The following is a 17,726-nucleotide window of genomic DNA, read 5'->3' as shown; positions in this document are numbered from 1 at the left end:
CCGACCCCTTTACAAAGTAGATCTCAAAGCGGCAGGAACCAGGCCACTCCGGACGTCTGCTAGCGCGCCGGCTCCTGGTCGTCCGAGCCGTCGAGGTCCAGCGGTGATGCCTCGTCATCGTCGAGACCCGAATAGTCCTCACCCGCCGGCCGCCGCTTCTCGCGCAGGTACATGAACAGCTCGGCCAGCATGAACAGGAGGACCATGGGCGCCGCCAGCGCCATCATGGTCAGCGGCTCGCCGCCGGGCGTGGCCACGGCCCCGAACACGAACATCAGGAAGATGACCATGCGCCGGTGCTTCTTCACCGTCTGGTGCGGGAGCACGCCGATGATGTTGAGGAACACCATCAGCAGCGGCAGCTCGAAGGAGATGCCGAACACCAACAGCATGATCATGGTGTAGCTGAGGTATTCGTCGATCTGGATGAGCGGCACGGTGTCGTCGGGGGCGAAGCCCAGCAACAGCCCGAGCGCGGTGTCCTGGACGATGTAGGCCAGCGCCGCGCCGGCCAGGAACAGCGGGATGGCCAGGCCCAGGAAGCCGAACGTGTAGCGGCGCTCGTTGCGGTACAGGCCCGGGGTGACGAACGCCCAGATCTGGTACAGCCACACCGGGGAGGCCAGCACGAGCCCCACCATGGCCGAGACGTGCAGGGTGAGGAAGAAGGACTGGAAGATGCCACCGACCGCCAGGCTGCACTCCCCCGGCCGCAACTGCTGTGCGGCGGCCGTGTCACAGAACGGCGCCTTCAGGAAGTTCCATACCGGGTCGAAGATGAGGAACCCCACCACGGTGCCCACGATGACCGCGAGGACCGCGACGACGAGCCGGTTACGCAGCTCGCGCAGGTGGTCCATCAGGGGCATGCGCCCCTCGGGGTCACGCCCGCCGGCGCCGGGCTTGGGCCATTTCAGCAGAGCCATACGGGTGTCCTGGTCTCGGGGAGAAGTAGGCGAGGGCGGAGCCGGCCTGGTGCCGGGACCGTCAGCTCAGCTTGTCCTTGAGAGCGCCGGCCTGGGCCCGCTCGCGCTCGGCGAGGATCTTGGCCTGCTCCTCAGGGGTCAGCACGACGCCCTGGTGGATCTGCTGCGGTTGCGGCTGTGCGGGCTGCTGCTGCGCCGGGGAGTCGACCTTCTCCACGGTGGTCTCGTCATCCTCGCGCAGCTTCGCGGTCTCCGACTTGAAGATGCGCATGGAGCGGCCGATCGACCGGGCGGCGTCAGGAAGCTTCTTGGCACCGAACAGCAACACCAAGATGACCGCGATGATGATCAGCTCAGTAGGTCCCAGGTTGGGCATGACACATCCTTTACACCGAGCGGCGTTCTTTCACTGACATCGATCGTACGCTGCCGTGGGCGCGGCCACATCATTCCGGGTGCCGCAAAGCGTCGATCTTTTGTCGAAGTATGTCCTGTTTGGGGGTTAGCTGGGCCCTGGTGCGGTCCAACTCGCGGTGCAGTTCCTTGGCCGCGGCCAGCACCCGCACCGCCAGCACGGCGATCACGGCGACCCCCGCGAAGGCCACCCCCACCCCGGCGAAGACCCAGGTCATCGGACCGCCTCGCGTTCGTACAGGGCCAGCGCGGCGCCCGCCCGCTCGTGTACCGCGGCGGCCAGCGCGGGCGGTGAGACCACCCGCCCGGTGTCGCCGAGCCGCAGCGCCAGGCGCACCAGCCACCCCTGGTCGCGGGCCCGCAGGGCCACCCGCAGGCGGCCCTCCCCCAGCTCCGTGACCTCCTCGCACGGGTAGTACTCGGCCACCCAGCGGCCGTCGGGCGTGACCTCCAGCTCCACCAGCTCGTCGGTCGGCGAGGGCCGGAAGACGCCCTGCGCGACGTCGCGCGACTCCGCCCCCGCGGGCGGCTCGGCGGCCACGTCGAGCACCCGGACCTCCTGCATGCGATCCAGCCGGAACAGCCGGACCGCCTCGGCCCGGTAGCACCAGCCCTCCAGGTAGGGCCGCCCGTCGGCGAACACCAGCCGCATGGGATCGACCTCGCGCCAGGTGACCTCGTCGCGGCCTGGCACGTAGTAGCGCAGCGACAGCCGCCGCCGGGCGCGCAGCCCCTCCTGCACTGCGGCCAGCGCGTCGGGCGCGGCCTCCACGTCGACCTCCACGGCGACCTGGCTGCTGACGGCCGCCGCGGCCTCGCCCGCCGCCCGCTCCAGCTTGGCGATCACCCGGGCCAGCGCCTCACGGTCGCCCATCTCGGCGAACTCGGGGAACTCCAGCAGCATCCGCAGCGCCACCAGCAGCGCGCTGGCCTCGTCCACGGCCAGCCGCAGCGGCCTGGCGATGGTCTCGGCGTTGTCGATCAGGATCTCGCCGCCGTCCCAGGACACGTCGATGAGGTCGCCCGGCGTGTGCCCGGGCAGCCCGCACATCCACACGAGCTGCAGGTCGTCGATGAGTTGCTTCTCGCTCACCGCGAAGATCTTGGCGACCTCGGCGACCTGGGCGCCGGGGTGCGACATCAGGTACGGCACCAGCGCGAGCAGGCGCGGGAGACGATCGGCCGACGCGCTCACGCCATGGCCCCTTTCAGACGGCGGATGACGGCGTCGCGGGCGTCGGGCGGGTCCACGACCTCGACGTCGGGACCGAGGCTCGCCAGCCAGCCGGCCAGCCGCTCGGGGTCGGCGAACACCACGTCGGCCTCGTCCCAGCCGTCGCCGGCCGGGCGCACCTCCCTGGCGATGTGGCGCACGCCCTGGCAGGTGCCGGGACGCAGCCGCAGCAGCGCGGTGCGCTCGGGCATCGCCTGGTCATCGCGGTAGCCGACCAGCTCGCGCAGATCGACCCCGGCAGGCACGCGGACCGCGCCGGGGCGGCCGAACGGGGTGACCGGGCCGGTGATCCGGCTCAGCCGGAAGACCCGGTGGCCGTCGCGGTCGCGGTCGTGCCCGACGATGTACCAGCGCCCGCGGCGGCTGACCACGCCCCAGGGCTCGACCGTGCGGGTGCGGGCCTCGCCGCTGCCGGCCGTGCGGTAGTCGAAGCGGACGGCGCGGCGGTCGCGCACGGCCTCCCACAACGCGGGGAAGGACGGGTCGCGGGTGTCCACGCGCAGCTCCAGCGCGTCCATCCCGCTCTCCTGGGTCTCCACCCCGGCGGCGCGGAGCTTCAGCAGGGCCCCGCCCGCGGCCTCGGCCAGGCTGGCCCGCCGCCACACCTGCGCCGCCAGGCCGAGCACGGCGGCCTCGTCGGGCGCGAGCGTGATCTCCGGCAGCTCGTACGCCTGCCGCACGATGCGATAGCCCGGCTCGTCGTCCCACGGGTCCTTGTGGACCTCGATGGGTATGCCGATCTCGCGCAGCTCGTTCTTGTCACGCTCGAACATGCGCTGGAACGCCTCGTCGCCGTCGCGGTCGTAGCCGGGCACGACCTGGCGGATCTGGTCCGCGGGCAGCGGACGGCGAGTCGCCAGCAGGCAGATCACGAGGTTGAGCAGGCGCTCGGTCTTGCGCCGCGACATCGGTCCCCTCCTTCCTCCCAGGAGACGCTACCGCGTCCCGGGGGCCGTCGGCGCGCGTCAGCGGGCGCCGCCTTCCACTACCCTTCCGGCGTGATCAGATGGCGTAAGGGCGAAGTGGTGGAAATCCGGCGGGAGTGGGACGGCGCCGTCGAACTCCAGGTGAGCCTATCTGGACAACAGGTGCGCGCGCTTGCTTATCCGGCGCTGGTCGGGCGTCCGCAACCCGGCGATACGGTCCTGCTCAACACGACGGCCCTGGCGATGGGCCTGGGCACCGGCGGCTACGCCATGGTGGTGGCCGTGCCCGACCGGCTGCCCCCCGATCCAGAGGGGCCCGGTCACCTGGTCAAGGCCAGGTACACCCCGATGCAGGCCACCGTGCTCGGCGCCGACGAGCAGGACTCCCCGCACCACGAGGTGCTGCGCGAGGCCGACTCGGTGGAGGGGATGCCGGTGGTCGTGGCCGACCTGCACTCGGCGCTCGCGCCGATCCTGTGCGGCCTGTACGACCGGTACGGCGGGCGGCCCGCGCTCAAGGTCGCGTACGTGATGCTCGACGGCGGCGCGCTGCCCGCGTGGTTCTCCATGTCGTGCGCCCGGCTGCGCGAGGCGGGCTGGCTGGCCGGCGTGGTGACGGTCGGGCAGGCGTTCGGCGGCGATGTGGAGACGGTGACCACCCACACCGGCCTGCTGGCCGCCCGGCACGTGCTCGGCGCGGACGTGGCGATCGTGACGCAGGGCCCCGGCAACCTCGGCACGGGCACTCGCTGGGGCTTTTCCGGGGTGTCGGCGGGCGAGGCGGTCAACGCGGCGGCGGTGCTGTCCGGGCGGCCGGTGGCGGCCCTGCGGGTCAGCGAGGGCGACGCGCGGGAGCGCCACGTCGGGGTCTCCCACCACTCGCTGACCGCCTACGGGCGGGTCGCGCTGGCCCGGGCCGCGGTCGCGGTGCCCGAGCTGCCCGGCGCGTTCGGGGCGCGGGTGAGCGCGCAGGCCGCGGCGCTCGGCGAACGGCACGAACTGGTCGGCGTGCCGGTGGACGGCCTGCGCGAGGCCCTGGCGGCCTCCCCGGTCAGGCTCTCGACCATGGGCCGCGGCCTGGACGAGGACCTGGCCTACTTCCTGACCTCGGCCGCCGCCGGGCGGTTGGCCGCGACGCTCACGGCGGCGGAGGGGGGCTCGTAGAAGTCCCTGAAGGTGAACGCCTGCGGCCCCGGACCCTCGGCGCGCAGGCGTTCCAGCCTCGCCAGGCCCTCCTCCAGGGTCGGGATGACGCCCTCCTCGATCCACCACATGACCAGGTACGGCGTGGCCATGCGGTGGAACCACTCCCTGCGCCGCTGCATCACCGGCAGGTGCGCGCTGCGGTAGACGTAGTTCCACAGCGCGTCGCGGCTCTCCCAGACGGAGAAGTTGATCAGCAGGTGGTCGTCGTGGATCACCGTGGCGTCGGGCTCCTCACCGCCCTTCAGCCGCCACACGAAGCCCGGCGCCTCGTCGGCGAGGGCGTTGATCGGCGCTAGCGCGGAGACGAACTCGGCCATCAGGGCCGACTCCTTGGGCGCTCGCATGTGCGCGATGTTGAGCTCGGCGAGGTGCATGCGAACAGCACATCATCGCTCGGCCCTCTATGTCAACCTTCATTAGTTTTAGAGAACGAGACGCAGCACTCCCCCGGCGCGGGATCGGACCGCGCCACCGTCTCCCGATCCCCCAAGCCCTCCAGCAGGCCCTGGCACAGCGCCAGGTTCATCGTGCACACCAGCAGCGGACGCTCCTCGGAAAGGACGTGGAAGGGGCAGTTGCGCAGCCTGATCCGGCCGCCGTCGTCGTAGGGGGCGTAGCCGTGGTCGCGCAGCGCCCGCTCCAGCGGGCCGTGCCCGGCGAGGCGTACACCGGCCCTGCGGGCCGCGGCCTCGGCCGCCCTCTCCCCGCCCAGCTCGTCCACGACCTCGGCGAGCACCAGCGCGAGCGTGCGGTAGTCGCGCGGCGGCACGCTGACCTCGCGCGCCACCGCGGAACGCCGGTAGACCTTGGCCGGACGCCCGCCGCCCGGCCCGGCCGCGCGACCGCCCAGCCGGGCGAAACCCGCCTCCAGCAGGCCGCCCTCGACCAGCTTGTCCAGGTGGAAGGCGGCCAGGGTGCGCTGCACGCCGGTCGCCCGGGCCGCCTCCTCCCGGCCGACGTCGCGCCCGGCGCCCGCCACGAAGTCGTAAAGCGCCCGGCGGACCTCGTCCTGGAGCAGCGCGATGGCCTGAAGATCCTCCACACAGGGAGTCTAGAACGCGGGGCGGGCCACCGGCCCGCCCCGCGTCAGAGCCCGGTCAGGCGGGCAGGTTGTAGGCGCCCAGGACGTCCACGGCGAAGACGAGGGTGGAGTTGGCCTTGATGTCGCCCTGGTCCTTGTTGCCGTACCCGAGGTCCGGCGGGATGCTGAGCAGCACGCGGCTGCCCACCGGCACGCCCACCAGGCCCTGGTCCCAGCCCTTGATGACCTTGCCGGTGCCGACTTGGAAGAACACCGGCTTGCCCTTGGTCCAGCTGCTGTCGAACTCTGTGTCGCTGCCCCAGATCTTGCCGGTGTACTGGACCAAGATGGTCTCGCCGGACTTCACCGCCGGGCCGTCGCCCTTGATCACCGTCTCGGCGACCAGCTCCTTCGGCGCCTTCTCCTTGGTCTTGGTGGTGAGCTTCGGCGCCTTGTCACCGCCCGGGTGCTCCAGATCGACGCCCTTGAGCTTGTGCTCGACCGCCGCGCCCTGCGCCGCCATGCTCTTGGCCGTGCCGATCACGTCCACCACGAAGACCTGCGCCATGCTGAGATCGGCGCCCTGGGCCTTGGCCTGGTCCAGATCCTTCTTGGAGTAGCTGTCGGGGGCCACGATCGCGTAGAAGCGGCCACCTGGCTTGGACCCGACGAAGGCCTCCTGGATCACTTTGGGCAACTGCGCCGACAGCGGCACCAGCTCCGGGGAGCCGGCGTCGTAGGTGGACCCGCCCGGGGCGTTGGACTTGCCGTCCCAGGTGTAGAGGGTCATGTTGGTGACGACCGTGTCGCCCATCTTGACCGGCGTGCCCTGGCCCTCGGTGACCACCTTGGAGCTGGAGGTCTTGGCCGGCGCGCCCGCGGGGAACTTCACGGTGGGCTTGGCGTTGGCGGCACCCGTCACGGTGATGCCGCCCCCCGCAGGGGTCGACGCCGACGTGGCCGACCCGCCCCCTTCCGAGCCGCAGGCTGCGGCGAACAACAGGGGCACTGCGGCGAGTACGGCCAGGCGGCGTCGCATTGTATAGGTATCCCTTTGAGGAGTCGGCTGTCCGCGTCACCCTACCCGCTCGCCTGTACGGGAAGGGTAAACAACACGGCTCCCCTCACATGCCCGCGATCAGCTTGTCCACCCGCTCGTCGACGCTGCGGAACGGGTCCTTGCACAGCACCGTGCGCTGCGCCTGGTCGTTGAGCTTCAGGTGCACCCAGTCCACCGTGAAGTCGCGGCGCTTCTCCTGCGCCTTGCGGATGAACTCGCCGCGCAGCCGCGCCCGGGTGGTCTGCGGCGGCACCGACTTGGCCTCGAAGATCTTCACGTCGGAGGACACCCGCTCCACCGATCCGCGCCGCTGGAGCAGGTAGAACAGGCCGCGCCTGCGGTGGACGTCGTGGTAGGCGAGGTCGAGCTGGGCCACCCGGGGGGAGGACAGCGGCAGGTCGTACTTGTTGCGGTAGCGCTCGATGAGCTGGTACTTGGTCACCCAGTCGATCTCCCGCGACACCAGGTCCAGGTCGCCGGTGTCCACCGCGCGCAACGTGCGCTCCCACAGCTCCAGCACCCGGTGGGCGATCTCGTCGCCGCCGCGCCGATCGACGAAGTCTCTCGCCTTGGAGAGGTATTCCTGCTGGATCTCCAGCGCGGACGCCTCACGCCCGTTGGCCAGCCGGACCCGCCGCCGCCCGGTCATGTCGTGGGACACCTCGCGGATCGCCCGGATCGGATTTTCCAGCGACAGGTCGCGCATCACGGTGCCGGCCTCGATCATGCGCAGCACCAGGTCCGTGGCACCGACCTTGAGCAGCATCGTGGTCTCGCTCATGTTGGAGTCGCCGACGATGACGTGTAGCCGGCGGAAGCGCTCGGCGTCGGCGTGCGGCTCGTCGCGGGTGTTGATGATCGGCCTGCTCCGGGTGGTGGCGCTGGACACGCCCTCCCAGATGTGCTCGGCCCGCTGGGAGACGCAGTAGACCGCTCCGCGCGGGGTCTGTAGCACCTTGCCCGCGCCGCAGATGATCTGGCGGGTCACCAGGAAGGGGATCAGCACGTCGGCCAGCCTGCCGAACTCGCCGTGCCGCCCCACCAGGTAGTTCTCGTGGCAGCCGTAGGAGTTGCCGGCCGAGTCGGTGTTGTTCTTGAACAGGTAGATGTCGCCCGCGATGCCCTCTTCGCGCAGCCGCTTCTCGGCGTCGACGAGCAGGCCCTCAAGGATGCGCTCGCCGGCCTTGTCGTGGGTGACGAGCTCCACGACGTTGTCACACTCGGGGGTGGCGTACTCGGGGTGGCTGCCCACGTCGAGGTACAGGCGGGCGCCGTTGCGCAGGAACACGTTGCTGGACCGGCCCCAGGAGACGACCCGCCGGAAGAGATACCGGGCCACCTCGTCGGGCGACAGCCTGCGCTGACCCCGAAACGTGCAGGTGACGCCGTACTCGTTCTCCAGACCGAAGATGCGACGATCCATCACCACACACTAGTCCCCTCGTCGGCACCGCGCGAGATCTTGGTCGCCGGCCTCCGCCGTGCCGGGCCCTGCGGTCCTTCCACGGCGGAAACGCGGCATGGCCGTACATGTACCCCGCGAGGGGCGGTCAGTCGCCCGATCCGGTGTCGATATCGCCCTCCCCTGGCCCGGTCGGCGGGCTCGAGGGGCCCGGCTCGGACTCCGGAGCGGGCGTGCCGGGCGCCGCAGGCGGCTCGCCCTCGGCCTGCGCGCCCTCGCTCGCGGGCGGGGCGGCGCCCTCGGCCAGCAGGGCGTTGAGCCTCGGGCCGATCAGCCGCAGGAACTTGCGGTGCGGCCGGTTGCGGTCCAGCACCGCCACCTCGATCTGGGAGGTGGGCGGCGGGTCGCCGTCCGGCTCGGTCAGCGCCGCGACGCCGACCCGTAGCGCCTCGGGCAGCGACAGCCCCTCGCGGTAGCGCTCGCGCAGCCGGGTGGCGACCGCGTCGGCCTGCCCGCCCATCGCCACCATGCCGTGCTCGTGCGTCACCGACCCGTCGAAGGTCAGCCGGTAGATCTGGTCCTGCTCGGGCGAGGCCCCGACCTCGGCCACCACGATCTCCACCTCGTAGGGCTTGATCGAGTCGGTGAAGATCATGCCGAGGTTCTGGGCGTAGACGTTGACCAGGCCGCGGGCGGTGACGTCGCCCCGGTCGAAGGTGTAGCCGTTGATGTCGGCGTAGCGGATGCCGCCCAGCCGCAGGGACTCGAACTCGTTGTAGCGCCCGACGGCCGCGAATCCGATGCGGTCGTAGATCTCACTGATCTTGTGCAGGGCCTGGGAGGCGTTGTGCGCGACGAACAGGATGCCGTGCTCGTACTGGAGCACGACCGAGCTGCGGCCCCGCGCGATGCCCTTCCGCGCGTAGTCGGCCTTGTCCCGCATCTGCTGTTCTGCCGGGACGTATCCAAAGGGCATGGACACCGGTGGCTTTCCTCTCCTCGTTCAGTGCCGTTGATCAGGGGGGCCGAAGGCTCTGCCGCGGGCCGGCTCAGCGGTGCGGTGGGGCCGTCCGGAGTCGCGCGTCCTGGCGGCAGAGCGTCAGTGATCCCCTGGCGAAGATCGATCCGGAGCCGATGGAGTGGAACCGCCGCCGCTGGCGCGGCCCGGTGAACTCCGCGAGCGGCGAACCGCCGGGGTCCACTGACAGGTTGGCCGTCAGTCCCGTGGGCAGATCCCTGTGCGATGCCACGCGACTCCCTCCCAAACGTACGAACCGATAGGGCGACCCTACTCATCTTGGTCCGTTGCTTGCACTTCCCACGATCAGCTAAGCGCGAACCGCGTTGCTTCGTCCTCCGTTCACCGGCACGAAGCTTTACGGCCGGGTACGGGCGTGCGATGGTCGATGTGGTTGCACGTCCCATATGCCGTGGCTCCGCGCCTCCCCGAGGAGGTTCCCGTGAGACTACCCCGCCGGCCTGCGACGACACTCGGCGCCCTGGTCACCGCCCTGGCGCTGGCGGTCACCGCCGCCGGGTGCGGCGGTGAGAGCGGGGGCGGCGGCGCGATCACCCTGACGATCACCCAGAACGCCATCTCCGGCGGGAAGAACGCCAAGGGCGCCGACTGGATCAAGAACTGGGTGATCCCCCGCTTCGAGGCCGCCAAGCGGGCCGCGGGGCAGAACGTCCGTGTCCGGTTCCAGCCCAACGGCGTGGAGGACGAGGTCTACAAGACCAAGATCGCGCTTGACCTGAAGTCGGGCCGCGGCCCGGACGTGATCGACATCGACGGCATCTGGATCGGCGAGTTCGCCCAGGCCGGGTACCTCAGGCCGCTGCGCGAACTGGCCGGGGCGGCGGTGGACACCTGGGAGGGCTGGAAGCAGATCCCGCCCGCCGTACAGGGGCTCGGGATCTTCGAGGGCCGCAAGTACGCGCTGCCGGTCGGCACCGACGGCCGGGTGCTCTACTACAACAAGGAGCTGTTCGCCAGGGCGGGCCTCGCCCGGCAGTGGCAGCCGGGGAGCTGGCGGGAGGTCATCGACGCGGCGCGGGCGCTGAAACGGCTCCCCGGGGTCACCCCGTTGCAGATCAACGCCGGCACCGCGATGGGCGAGGCCACCACCATGCAGGGCCTCCTGCCGCTGCTCGCGGGCACCGGCACGGAGATCTACTCCGGCGGCAAGTGGACCGGCGGCACCCAGGCGCTGCGGGACGTCCTCGGCTTCTACCGCGAGGTCTACTCCGGCGGCCTGGGCGACCCCAGGATCCAGCAGGAGGCCCAGGGCCGCGACAAGTCGTTCCTGGAGTTCGCGGAGGGCAAGATCGGCATCCTGGCCGAGGGCGACTACTTCTGGCGCTCGGTCGTCGATCCCGCCGTCGGGGTCAACCCGATGAAGAACCGCGACCAGGTCGTCGGATACGCGCTGATCCCCGCCGCCCGGCCCGGCGCCGGCCTGCGCGGCCAGGACTTCGTCAGCATGTCCGGCGGATCGGCCCGCGTGCTGAACCCCAGGTCCAGGCATCCGGCGCTGGCCTGGGAGCTGCTGTCGTTCATGCACTCGGCCGCCGCCGTGGAGGCCGAGCTCGGCGGCGAGGCGCGGGTCACGGCCAGGACGGACGTCAACGACAAGGTGCTCGGCCGCGACCCCATGCTCTCCTTCGTCGCGGAGAAGGTGCTTCCGGTGACCGCCTACCGTCCGCCGCTCGCGGTCTATCCCGAGGTGTCGGCCGCCCTTCAGGAGGCGACCGCCGCCGTCGTCTCCGGCCGCTCCCCCGAGGAGGCCGCCGCCGCCTACCACCGCAGGCTCACCGAACTCGTCGGCGCCTCCGCCATCACCCCGGCCTGACCGATGGGCACCGACGCCGCGGGGCTGGGCCGCGGCAGGGCCATGGCGTTCATCCTGCCCGCGCTGGTCTTGATCGGGGTGTTCCTGGTCTTCCCCGCGCTGTGGACGGTCTACCTCGGGCTGACCGACTACCGGCTCACCGGGCTCGCCGCCGCCGAGCCCCGGTTCGTCGGCCTGGACAACTACGCCGCTGCGCTCACCGACGCGAGGTTCGGCTCCTCGCTGTGGCTGACCGTGCAGTTCGTGCTGGGCTCCGCGGTCGCCGGGCAGGCCGTGCTGGGCTTCGCCGTGGCCTGGGTGGCCCGCGGCCTGCGGACCCCGGTACGGCGGGCCGTGGAGGGCCTGGTGCTGCTGTCGTGGATCCTGCCGGGCTCGGTGGTGGCGTTCTTGTGGATCGCCCTGCTGGACCGCGACGGCGGCACCCTGAACGCGCTGCTGAACACCCCGGGCACGGCCTGGCTGCTCGACCATCCGATGCTCTCGATCATCGTGTTCAACATCTGGCGGGGCACCGCCTTTTCGATGATGCTCTACTCCGCCGCCCTGGAGAACGTGCCGCCCTCCCACCTGGAGACCGCGCGCCTGGCCGGGGCCTCCACCGTCCGCCAGCTCGGTGACGTGGTGCTGCCCCGCATCAAGGGGCACGTGCTGACCAACCTGCTGCTGATCAGCCTGTGGACGTTCAACGACTTCACGCCGTTCCTGCTCACCGCGGGCGGGCCGGAGGGCCGCTCGGAGATCCTGCCCGTCTACGTCTACGCCATCGCCCTGAACGGCGGGCGGCTGGGCGCGGGGGCGGCGGTGTCGTTCCTGATCCTGCTGATCAACCTGGTCTTCGCGCTCATCTACCTGCGCCTGCTGCGGGCCAGGAACGCGCCCCCCACCGCGGCGGCGCCGGGCGGCCGGGGGGCGGTGTGAGCGCCGATGAGGGGGTCCGCGTGGTCCGGCACGTGCTGGGGCGGCTCGGCGTCGCCGCCTTCGTCGCCGTCCTGCTCGGCTTCTTCGCGCTGCCCATGCTGTGGCTGGCCACCGCCCCGTTCGACGCGGGCGCCTCGATCCGGGTGTCGGTGCCGGAGTTCACGCTGGCCAACTTCCGCGCCCTGCTGGACAACCCGTTCGCGGTGGGCTCGCTGGTCAACTCCGCCGTCCAGGCGGGCGGGGCGGCGGCGCTGGTGGTGGTACTGGCCGCGCTCGCCGCCTACGCCCTGTCCCGCGTCCAGGTGCCCGGCCGCGACCTCCTGCTGTACCTGCTGCTGCTGATGTCCTCCATCGTCACCGGGACCGCCGCGATGGTGCCGATCTTCGAGCTGGCCACCCGGCTCAACCTGATCGACACCCACCTCGGCGTGATCCTGGTGGTCTCCGGCGGCCTGCTGCCCGCGGCGATCTTCATTCTGAAGGACTTCACCGACGCCACCCCCGCCTCCTACGAGGAGTCGGCCAGGGTGTTCGGGGCGAGCCCGCTGCAGATCCTGCGGCACGTCGTGGTACCGCTGATCCGCCCCGGGCTCGCCACCATCGCGGTCTGGACGGTGGCCAACGTGTGGGGTGGGTTCCTGCTGCAGTTCATCTTGATCAGGGACCCCGGGCTGGCCCCCGGCTCGGTGATCCTCTACACGCTCTACACCGAGGGCGGGCAGCCCGACCTGCCGCTGGTGTCGGCCTTCTCGCTGGTCTACTCGCTCCCGGTCGTGCTCATGTACGTCTTCGTCAGCGGCAGGTACGGCTTCCGCTTCCACGGAGGGATCAAACGATGATCTCGCTGCGCGGCCTGGTCAAGGAGTTCCCCGGCGGGGTCCGGGCCATCGACGATCTGGATCTGGAGATCGCCGGCGGGGAGTTCCTGGCGCTGCTCGGGCCCTCCGGCTGCGGCAAGACCACGCTGCTGCGGACCATCGCCGGGCTGGAGACGCCCACCGCCGGGCGGGTGGGCATCGGCGGCCGGGACGTCACGACGCTGCCGCCCGGCCGCCGCGACGTGGCGATGGTCTTCCAGGACTACGCCCTCTTCCCGCACATGGACGTGGCCGCCAACATCGCCTACCCGCTGCGCGTCAAACGGGTCGGCAGGGCCGAGCGGCGGGCCAGGGCCGCCGCCACCGCCGACCGGCTGGGCCTGTCCGGGCTGCTGGAACGGCGGCCCGCGCAACTGTCCGGCGGCCAGCAACAGCGCGTCGCACTGGCCCGCGCCATCGCCTGCCGCCCTCGCGCCTTCCTGTTCGACGAGCCGCTGTCCAACCTGGACGCCCGGCTGCGCCTCACCGCCCGCACGTTCCTCAAGCGTTTGCAGCGCGAACTGGGCGTCACCACCGTCTTCGTCACCCACGACCAGGGCGAGGCGCTGGCCCTCGCCGACCGGGTGGCCGTCATGTCCGGCGGCCGGCTGGCCCAGGTGGGCACCCCCGCCGAGGTCTTCCAGCGCCCGCTCACCACCTTCGTGGCCTCCTTCATCGGCGCCACACCGATGAACCTGCTGCCCGGCCGCGCCGAGGGCGGCGCGCTGCTGGTGGCCGGGGCGCGGCTCACCCCGCCCGGCCCGGCGCGCGGCCTGCCCGACGGGGAGCCGGTGACGTACGGCGTGCGCCCGGAGTACGCCGACCTGTCGTTCGAGCCGCGCGAGGACGGCTTTCCCGGCAGGGTGGGCGTGGTGGAGAACATGGGCACCGCGCTGCTCGTCACGCTGGAGCCCGTGGGCGGCGGGGACGGGCCGCTGGTGCAGGTGGTGGTGCCCGAGGAGGGTGGCGAACCGGCCCTCGGCACGCCCGCCTGGGCGGTGCCGCGCACCTCCCGCGCCCTGGTCTACCGCGAGGGCCGGTTGCTCGGCGCGCCGGTCGCCCCCGCGCCCGCATCCGCAGAGCCGACGGCATAACCTCAGATGACCATGGAACACGTGATCCGCCTGCACGGCCGCCACACGCTGCACGACCGCGTGACCGGCCCGGTCCGGGAGGTGCCGTTCGAGCCGCCGGCGTGGGCGCGCGCGCTGACCGTCCGCCTGTCCTACGACAAGGGCGCGGGGACCATCGACCTGGGCTGCGCCGGGCCGGCCGGGTTTCGCGGGTGGTCGGGCGGGGCGCGCGAGGAGTACACCATCGGGCCGCACTGGGCCACTCCCGGCTATCTGCCCGGAGAACCGGAGCCGGGCGTCTGGCGGGTGCTGCTCGGGCTGTACCGGGTCCCGGCGGAGGGCCTGCCGTACGAGGTCACCGTCACGGCGTACGACACGCCACCGCAGGAGCCACCACCACCGGCCGTGCCGGGGGGCGAGCGTCCCCCGCCCGCGGCCGAGCGGCGCGGGCTGCCCCGGCTCGACGGGCTGACCTGGGTGGCGGGTGACCTGCACGCGCACACCGTGCACTCCGACGGCGCGCTGACCGTGCCCGCGCTGGCCGGGCACGCCCGCGACGCCGGACTGGACTTCCTCGCCGTCACCGACCACAACACCGTCAGCCACCACCGCGAGCTGCCCGCGGCGGCCCGCGCGAGCGGCGTCACCCTGGTCCCCGGCCAGGAGGTGACCACCGACCTCGGCCACGCCAACGCCTTCGGCGACCTCGGCTGGATCGACTTCAGACGGCCGCCGGGCACCTGGGCGCGGGCCGCGGACGGCGGTGGCGGGGTCTTGTCGATCAACCACCCGGTGGCCGCCGACTGCGCCTGGCGGCACTCCCCGGACATCGGCGCCCATGCCGCCGAGATCTGGCACTGGAGCTGGTGGGACCGCACCTGGGGGGCGCCGCTGGCGTGGGCCGCCGCCTGGCGCGATGATCCGGTGCTGCTGGGGGGCAGCGACTTCCACAGCGAGCGCGACGGTCAGAAGCTCGGTGCGCCCACCACGTGGGTGCTCGCCGAGGACCCCGGCGATCCGGCGTCGGTGGTGGCGGGCGTCCGTGCCCGGCGCACGGCGGTGAGCACCACACCCGGCGGCCCGCTGCTGCTGCGGCACGGCGCGGACTTCCTCATCGCCGGAGGCGACGGCCTGGTCCTGTGGGGCCCGCAGACCCGCCAGGTCGTCACAGGCGACCTCGTCACCCTCCCCGCCCACCCCGGTCCCCACCGCCTGGAGACGGCCCGCAACGAGGTCATGGCCCTTTGCACGTAGACTCTGGCGCCCGCCATGGCCCCGCAGCGGAAACCCATCCCCGGCGGCGTGCTGAATATGTCCGGCCCGAACCAGGAGACCGTGGTCCGGGCGACTGAATTTTTACGACATATGTACTACCGGCTTGCCTACTGCCCACCCTTTTGGACGTAGCTGCGGATGAATTCCTCGGCGTTCTCTTCGAGAACCTCGTCGATCTCGTCGAGGATCGCGTCGACGTCGTCGGTGAGCTTCTCCTGGCGCTCCTGGACTTCGGGGGCCGCCTGTGCGTCGACCTCCTCGGTCTCGTTCTCGCGGCGGCCGGTCTGCTTCTGACCGCCGGTGTCCCTGGTTGCCATCGCTACCTCCGTGTAGGGGACGCACCTGAGTTCATATCTTCCCCGAAGTGGACCATCTTGCGCGCCCGAGGGCGGGCGATCTTCACCGCTTGACCAGATAGCCGCACTATCCAATAATTGGATAGCATAGCTACCTAATCAGGGAGTCGCCATGTCCTCCTCCTCGCTCAGCACGGCCGGAGTGCTACTGATCACCGTTCCGGCGGTCGCCTTCGGCGGCATGTCACTTCTGGCTCACCTCACTCGCAACATACCCGGCTATCTGGATAATCCGACCAGGCGGAGCCTCTGGCGGGCCGGGCACGCGCATGCGGGCGTGCTGGTGCTGTTCGCGCTGGTCGCGATGCTCTACGTGGACCAGGCGGACCTGTCGGACGGCATGCGGACGCTGGTGCGCGTACTGATCGCGGCGGCCCCGATCCTGATGCCGCTGGGCTTCTTCCTGTCGGTGGCACGGCCGCGCGGCACCAAGCCCAACGGGCTGATCTGGCTCACCGTGGCCGGCGGGGCGGGCCTCGGGGTGGGCGCGCTGGCGCTGGGCATCGGGCTGCTCTGACGGCCCGGCGCCTTTACAAAGTAGATCAGTGCGGCGGCCGGTGGACCGGATCGCCGTACGGCCCGCCGCCGGGCCGTACGGCTCGCGCCTGCGCCGGTCAGTTGTCGCCGGTGAGCGCGGCCACCAGGTCGGCGGCCGTGCGGCAACGGTCGAACAGCTCGCCCACATGGGCCTTGGTGCCGCGCAGCGGCTCCAAGGTGGGCACCCGCTGCAGCGAGTCGCGGCCGGGGATGTCGAAGATGACCGAGTCCCAGGAGGCGGCGGCCACCGCCTCGCTGTACTGCCGCAGGCAGCGCCCGCGGAAGTAGGCCCGGGTGTCGTTGGGCGGCTGCTCCACCGCCCGCTCCACGTCGGCCTCGGTCACCAGCCGCTGCATCCGCCCGCGCGCCACCAGCCGGTTGTACAGGCCGCGCTCGGTGCGGATGTCGGAGTACTGGAGATCGACGAGCTGGAGCCGCGGATGACTCCAGGGCAGCCCGTCGCGGCTGCGGTAGCCCTCCAGCAACTCCAGCTTGGCCACCCAGTCCAGCTCCCTGGAGAGCTGCATCGGGTCTTCGGCCAGCCGGGTCAGCACCGACTCCCAGCGGTCGAGGACGTCCTTGGTGATCTCGTCCACGCCGTTGCCGCTGCGCTCTTCGGCGTACTTCCTGGCCTGCTCCAGGTATTCCATCTGGAGCTGGACGGCGGTTAGCCTGCGCCCGTCGCGCAGCGGTATCTCATAGCGGCAGCTCGGGTCGTGGGAGACCGCCCGCAGTGCGGCCACCGGGTTCTCCACCGCGAAGTCGCGGGTGAGGAACCCGTCTTCGATCATGGCGAGCACCAGCGCCGTGGACCCCAGCTTGAGGTAGGTCGAGATCTCCGACATGTTGGCGTCGCCGATGATGACGTGCAGCCGCCGGTACTTCTCCGGGTCGGCGTGCGGCTCGTCGCGGGTGTTGATGATGGGCCGCTTGAGCGTCGTCTCCAGCCCCACCTCCACCTCGAAGAAGTCGGCGCGCTGGCTGATCTGGAAGCCCTCGCCGCGGGAGTCCTGGCCGATGCCGACCCGTCCCGCGCCGGTCACCACCTGACGGGACACGAAGAACGGCGTCAGGTGCCTGACGATGTCGGCGAACGGCGTGGCCCGCCGCATCAGGTAGTTCTCGTGGCAGCCGTAGGAGGCGCCCTTGTTGTCGGTGTTGTTCTTGTAGAGCTGGATGGGGGCGTTGGAGGGAATGGCCGACGCCCGGAGTGCCGCGTCCAGCATCACCCGCTCGCCTGCCTTGTCCCAGATGACGGCCGCACGGGGGTTGGTGCACTCTGGCGTGGAGTATTCCGGATGGGCGTGGTCCACGTAGAGCCGTGCGCCGTTGGTCAGGATCACGTTGGCCAGGCCCAGGTCCTCGTCCGTGAGCTGGCTGGGGTCGGCGACCTCCCGGGCCAGGTCGAAACCCCGGGCGTCGCGCAGTGGGTTCTCCTCCTCGAAGTCCCATCGTGCGCGGCGTGCCCGAGCCGCCGAGGCCGCCAGGTAGGCGTTGACGACCTGCGAAGAGGTCACCATCGCGTTGGCCCCCGGCTGGCCGGGCACGGAAATCCCGTACTCGGTCTCGATGCCCATCACCCGCCGTACCGTCATGCGCATCCTCTGTTCGTCGGGACAGTGGTTCCGCCGTATATATCCCCGAGCCTAGACCCTTCACCATCGGCTGC

The 17,726-nt window shown here is 71.3% G+C and carries 20 protein-coding genes; 7 read left to right on the top strand and 13 right to left on the bottom strand.

Features of this window, described 5'->3' with window-relative positions; all coding sequences use genetic code 11:
* Positions 1-59 precede the first annotated feature (59 nt).
* The 5 genes from tatC to ACH34R_RS30910 all read right to left on the bottom strand — a co-directional run bounded on the left by tatC (position 60) and on the right by ACH34R_RS30910 (position 3,482).
* Positions 60-926, bottom strand: a complete 867-nt coding sequence (tatC, locus tag ACH34R_RS30930; RefSeq protein ID WP_397565055.1) for a twin-arginine translocase subunit TatC — start codon at positions 924-926, stop codon at positions 60-62.
* A gap of 61 nt (positions 927-987) precedes the next feature.
* Complete coding sequence (gene tatA / locus ACH34R_RS30925) at positions 988-1,302, bottom strand: Sec-independent protein translocase subunit TatA (RefSeq protein WP_397565054.1); 315 nt, start codon at positions 1,300-1,302, stop codon at positions 988-990.
* Between the two features lie 70 nt (positions 1,303-1,372).
* Positions 1,373-1,558 carry a hypothetical protein gene (locus ACH34R_RS30920; protein WP_397565053.1) on the bottom strand — a complete coding sequence of 62 codons (186 nt, stop codon included), beginning with the start codon at positions 1,556-1,558 and terminating at the stop codon, positions 1,373-1,375.
* A complete protein-coding gene (locus tag ACH34R_RS30915; RefSeq protein WP_397565052.1) occupies positions 1,555-2,535 on the bottom strand; it encodes a helix-turn-helix transcriptional regulator in 981 nt (326 codons plus the stop codon). Before ACH34R_RS30915 ends, ACH34R_RS30920 begins: the two co-directional genes overlap by 4 nt.
* The gene (locus ACH34R_RS30910) at positions 2,532-3,482 is read right to left on the bottom strand and encodes a helix-turn-helix transcriptional regulator (protein WP_397565050.1); all 951 of its coding nucleotides are present in this window, start codon (positions 3,480-3,482) and stop codon (positions 2,532-2,534) included. The genes ACH34R_RS30915 and ACH34R_RS30910 overlap by 4 nt, the downstream gene beginning before the upstream one ends.
* 90 nt (positions 3,483-3,572) lie before the next feature.
* On the opposite strand from ACH34R_RS30910, the gene ACH34R_RS30905 reads away from it, so the two are divergent.
* Positions 3,573-4,664 carry a DUF3866 family protein gene (locus tag ACH34R_RS30905; protein WP_397565049.1) on the top strand — a complete coding sequence of 364 codons (1,092 nt, stop codon included), beginning with the start codon at positions 3,573-3,575 and terminating at the stop codon, positions 4,662-4,664.
* Here ACH34R_RS30905 and ACH34R_RS30900 read toward each other — a convergent pair.
* From ACH34R_RS30900 to ACH34R_RS30875, 6 genes are all read right to left on the bottom strand, one after another.
* Positions 4,595-5,080, bottom strand: coding sequence for a DUF3291 domain-containing protein (locus tag ACH34R_RS30900; RefSeq protein ID WP_397565047.1), 486 nt, complete (start codon positions 5,078-5,080; stop codon positions 4,595-4,597). The two genes, ACH34R_RS30905 and ACH34R_RS30900, sit on opposite strands and share 70 nt — an antisense overlap.
* A 32-nt stretch (positions 5,081-5,112) precedes the next feature.
* Positions 5,113-5,748 (bottom strand): helix-turn-helix transcriptional regulator, encoded by a 636-nt coding sequence (locus ACH34R_RS30895; RefSeq protein WP_397565046.1) that lies wholly within the window; start codon positions 5,746-5,748, stop codon positions 5,113-5,115.
* Between the two features lie 55 nt (positions 5,749-5,803).
* Entirely contained in the window at positions 5,804-6,766 is a 963-nt protein-coding gene (locus ACH34R_RS30890; protein WP_397565044.1) for an FKBP-type peptidyl-prolyl cis-trans isomerase, read from the bottom strand.
* Between the two features lie 85 nt (positions 6,767-6,851).
* Positions 6,852-8,210, bottom strand: coding sequence for a Pup--protein ligase (gene pafA / locus ACH34R_RS30885; protein WP_397565042.1), 1,359 nt, complete (start codon positions 8,208-8,210; stop codon positions 6,852-6,854).
* Between the two features lie 127 nt (positions 8,211-8,337).
* Entirely contained in the window at positions 8,338-9,165 is an 828-nt protein-coding gene (gene prcA, locus ACH34R_RS30880) for a proteasome subunit alpha (protein WP_397565172.1), read from the bottom strand.
* 73 nt (positions 9,166-9,238) lie between these two features.
* Positions 9,239-9,439, bottom strand: a complete 201-nt coding sequence (locus ACH34R_RS30875; RefSeq protein ID WP_397565041.1) for a hypothetical protein — start codon at positions 9,437-9,439, stop codon at positions 9,239-9,241.
* 210 nt (positions 9,440-9,649) lie between these two features.
* On the opposite strand from ACH34R_RS30875, the gene ACH34R_RS30870 reads away from it, so the two are divergent.
* Genes ACH34R_RS30870 through ACH34R_RS30850 form a run of 5 tightly spaced genes read left to right on the top strand, consistent with a single transcriptional unit; the run spans position 9,650 to position 15,143 of the window.
* Positions 9,650-11,041, top strand: coding sequence for an extracellular solute-binding protein (locus ACH34R_RS30870; protein WP_397565039.1), 1,392 nt, complete (start codon positions 9,650-9,652; stop codon positions 11,039-11,041).
* Between the two features lie 3 nt (positions 11,042-11,044).
* On the top strand, positions 11,045-11,959 hold the full coding sequence (locus ACH34R_RS30865; RefSeq protein WP_397565037.1) for a carbohydrate ABC transporter permease: 915 nt from the start codon (positions 11,045-11,047) through the stop codon (positions 11,957-11,959).
* Positions 11,956-12,798 carry a carbohydrate ABC transporter permease gene (locus tag ACH34R_RS30860; RefSeq protein WP_397565034.1) on the top strand — a complete coding sequence of 281 codons (843 nt, stop codon included), beginning with the start codon at positions 11,956-11,958 and terminating at the stop codon, positions 12,796-12,798. Before ACH34R_RS30865 ends, ACH34R_RS30860 begins: the two co-directional genes overlap by 4 nt.
* Positions 12,795-13,910: an ABC transporter ATP-binding protein gene (locus tag ACH34R_RS30855; RefSeq protein WP_397565033.1), complete on the top strand. Its 1,116-nt coding sequence runs from the start codon at positions 12,795-12,797 to the stop codon at positions 13,908-13,910. Before ACH34R_RS30860 ends, ACH34R_RS30855 begins: the two co-directional genes overlap by 4 nt.
* 12 nt (positions 13,911-13,922) lie before the next feature.
* A complete protein-coding gene (locus ACH34R_RS30850; protein WP_397565031.1) occupies positions 13,923-15,143 on the top strand; it encodes a CehA/McbA family metallohydrolase in 1,221 nt (406 codons plus the stop codon).
* 128 nt (positions 15,144-15,271) lie between these two features.
* Here the strand turns inward: ACH34R_RS30850 and ACH34R_RS30845 are convergent, their stop codons facing one another.
* A complete protein-coding gene (locus ACH34R_RS30845) occupies positions 15,272-15,481 on the bottom strand; it encodes a ubiquitin-like protein Pup (protein ID WP_111165808.1) in 210 nt (69 codons plus the stop codon).
* 151 nt (positions 15,482-15,632) lie between these two features.
* Here ACH34R_RS30845 and ACH34R_RS30840 point away from each other — a divergent pair, with 151 nt between their 5' ends.
* The gene (locus ACH34R_RS30840; protein ID WP_397565029.1) at positions 15,633-16,037 is read left to right on the top strand and encodes a hypothetical protein; all 405 of its coding nucleotides are present in this window, start codon (positions 15,633-15,635) and stop codon (positions 16,035-16,037) included.
* Between the two features lie 97 nt (positions 16,038-16,134).
* Here ACH34R_RS30840 and dop read toward each other — a convergent pair whose 3' ends face one another.
* Positions 16,135-17,652 carry a depupylase/deamidase Dop gene (gene dop / locus ACH34R_RS30835; protein WP_111165814.1) on the bottom strand — a complete coding sequence of 506 codons (1,518 nt, stop codon included), beginning with the start codon at positions 17,650-17,652 and terminating at the stop codon, positions 16,135-16,137.
* Positions 17,653-17,726 lie beyond the last annotated feature (74 nt).

Source organism: Spongiactinospora sp. 9N601, assembly GCF_044326295.1.
GTDB classification, from domain to species: Bacteria; Actinomycetota; Actinomycetes; order Streptosporangiales; family Streptosporangiaceae; genus Spongiactinospora; species Spongiactinospora gelatinilytica.
The sequence above is the reverse complement of the archived record's forward strand: the minus strand, read 5'-3'. Positions and strand labels throughout refer to the sequence as shown.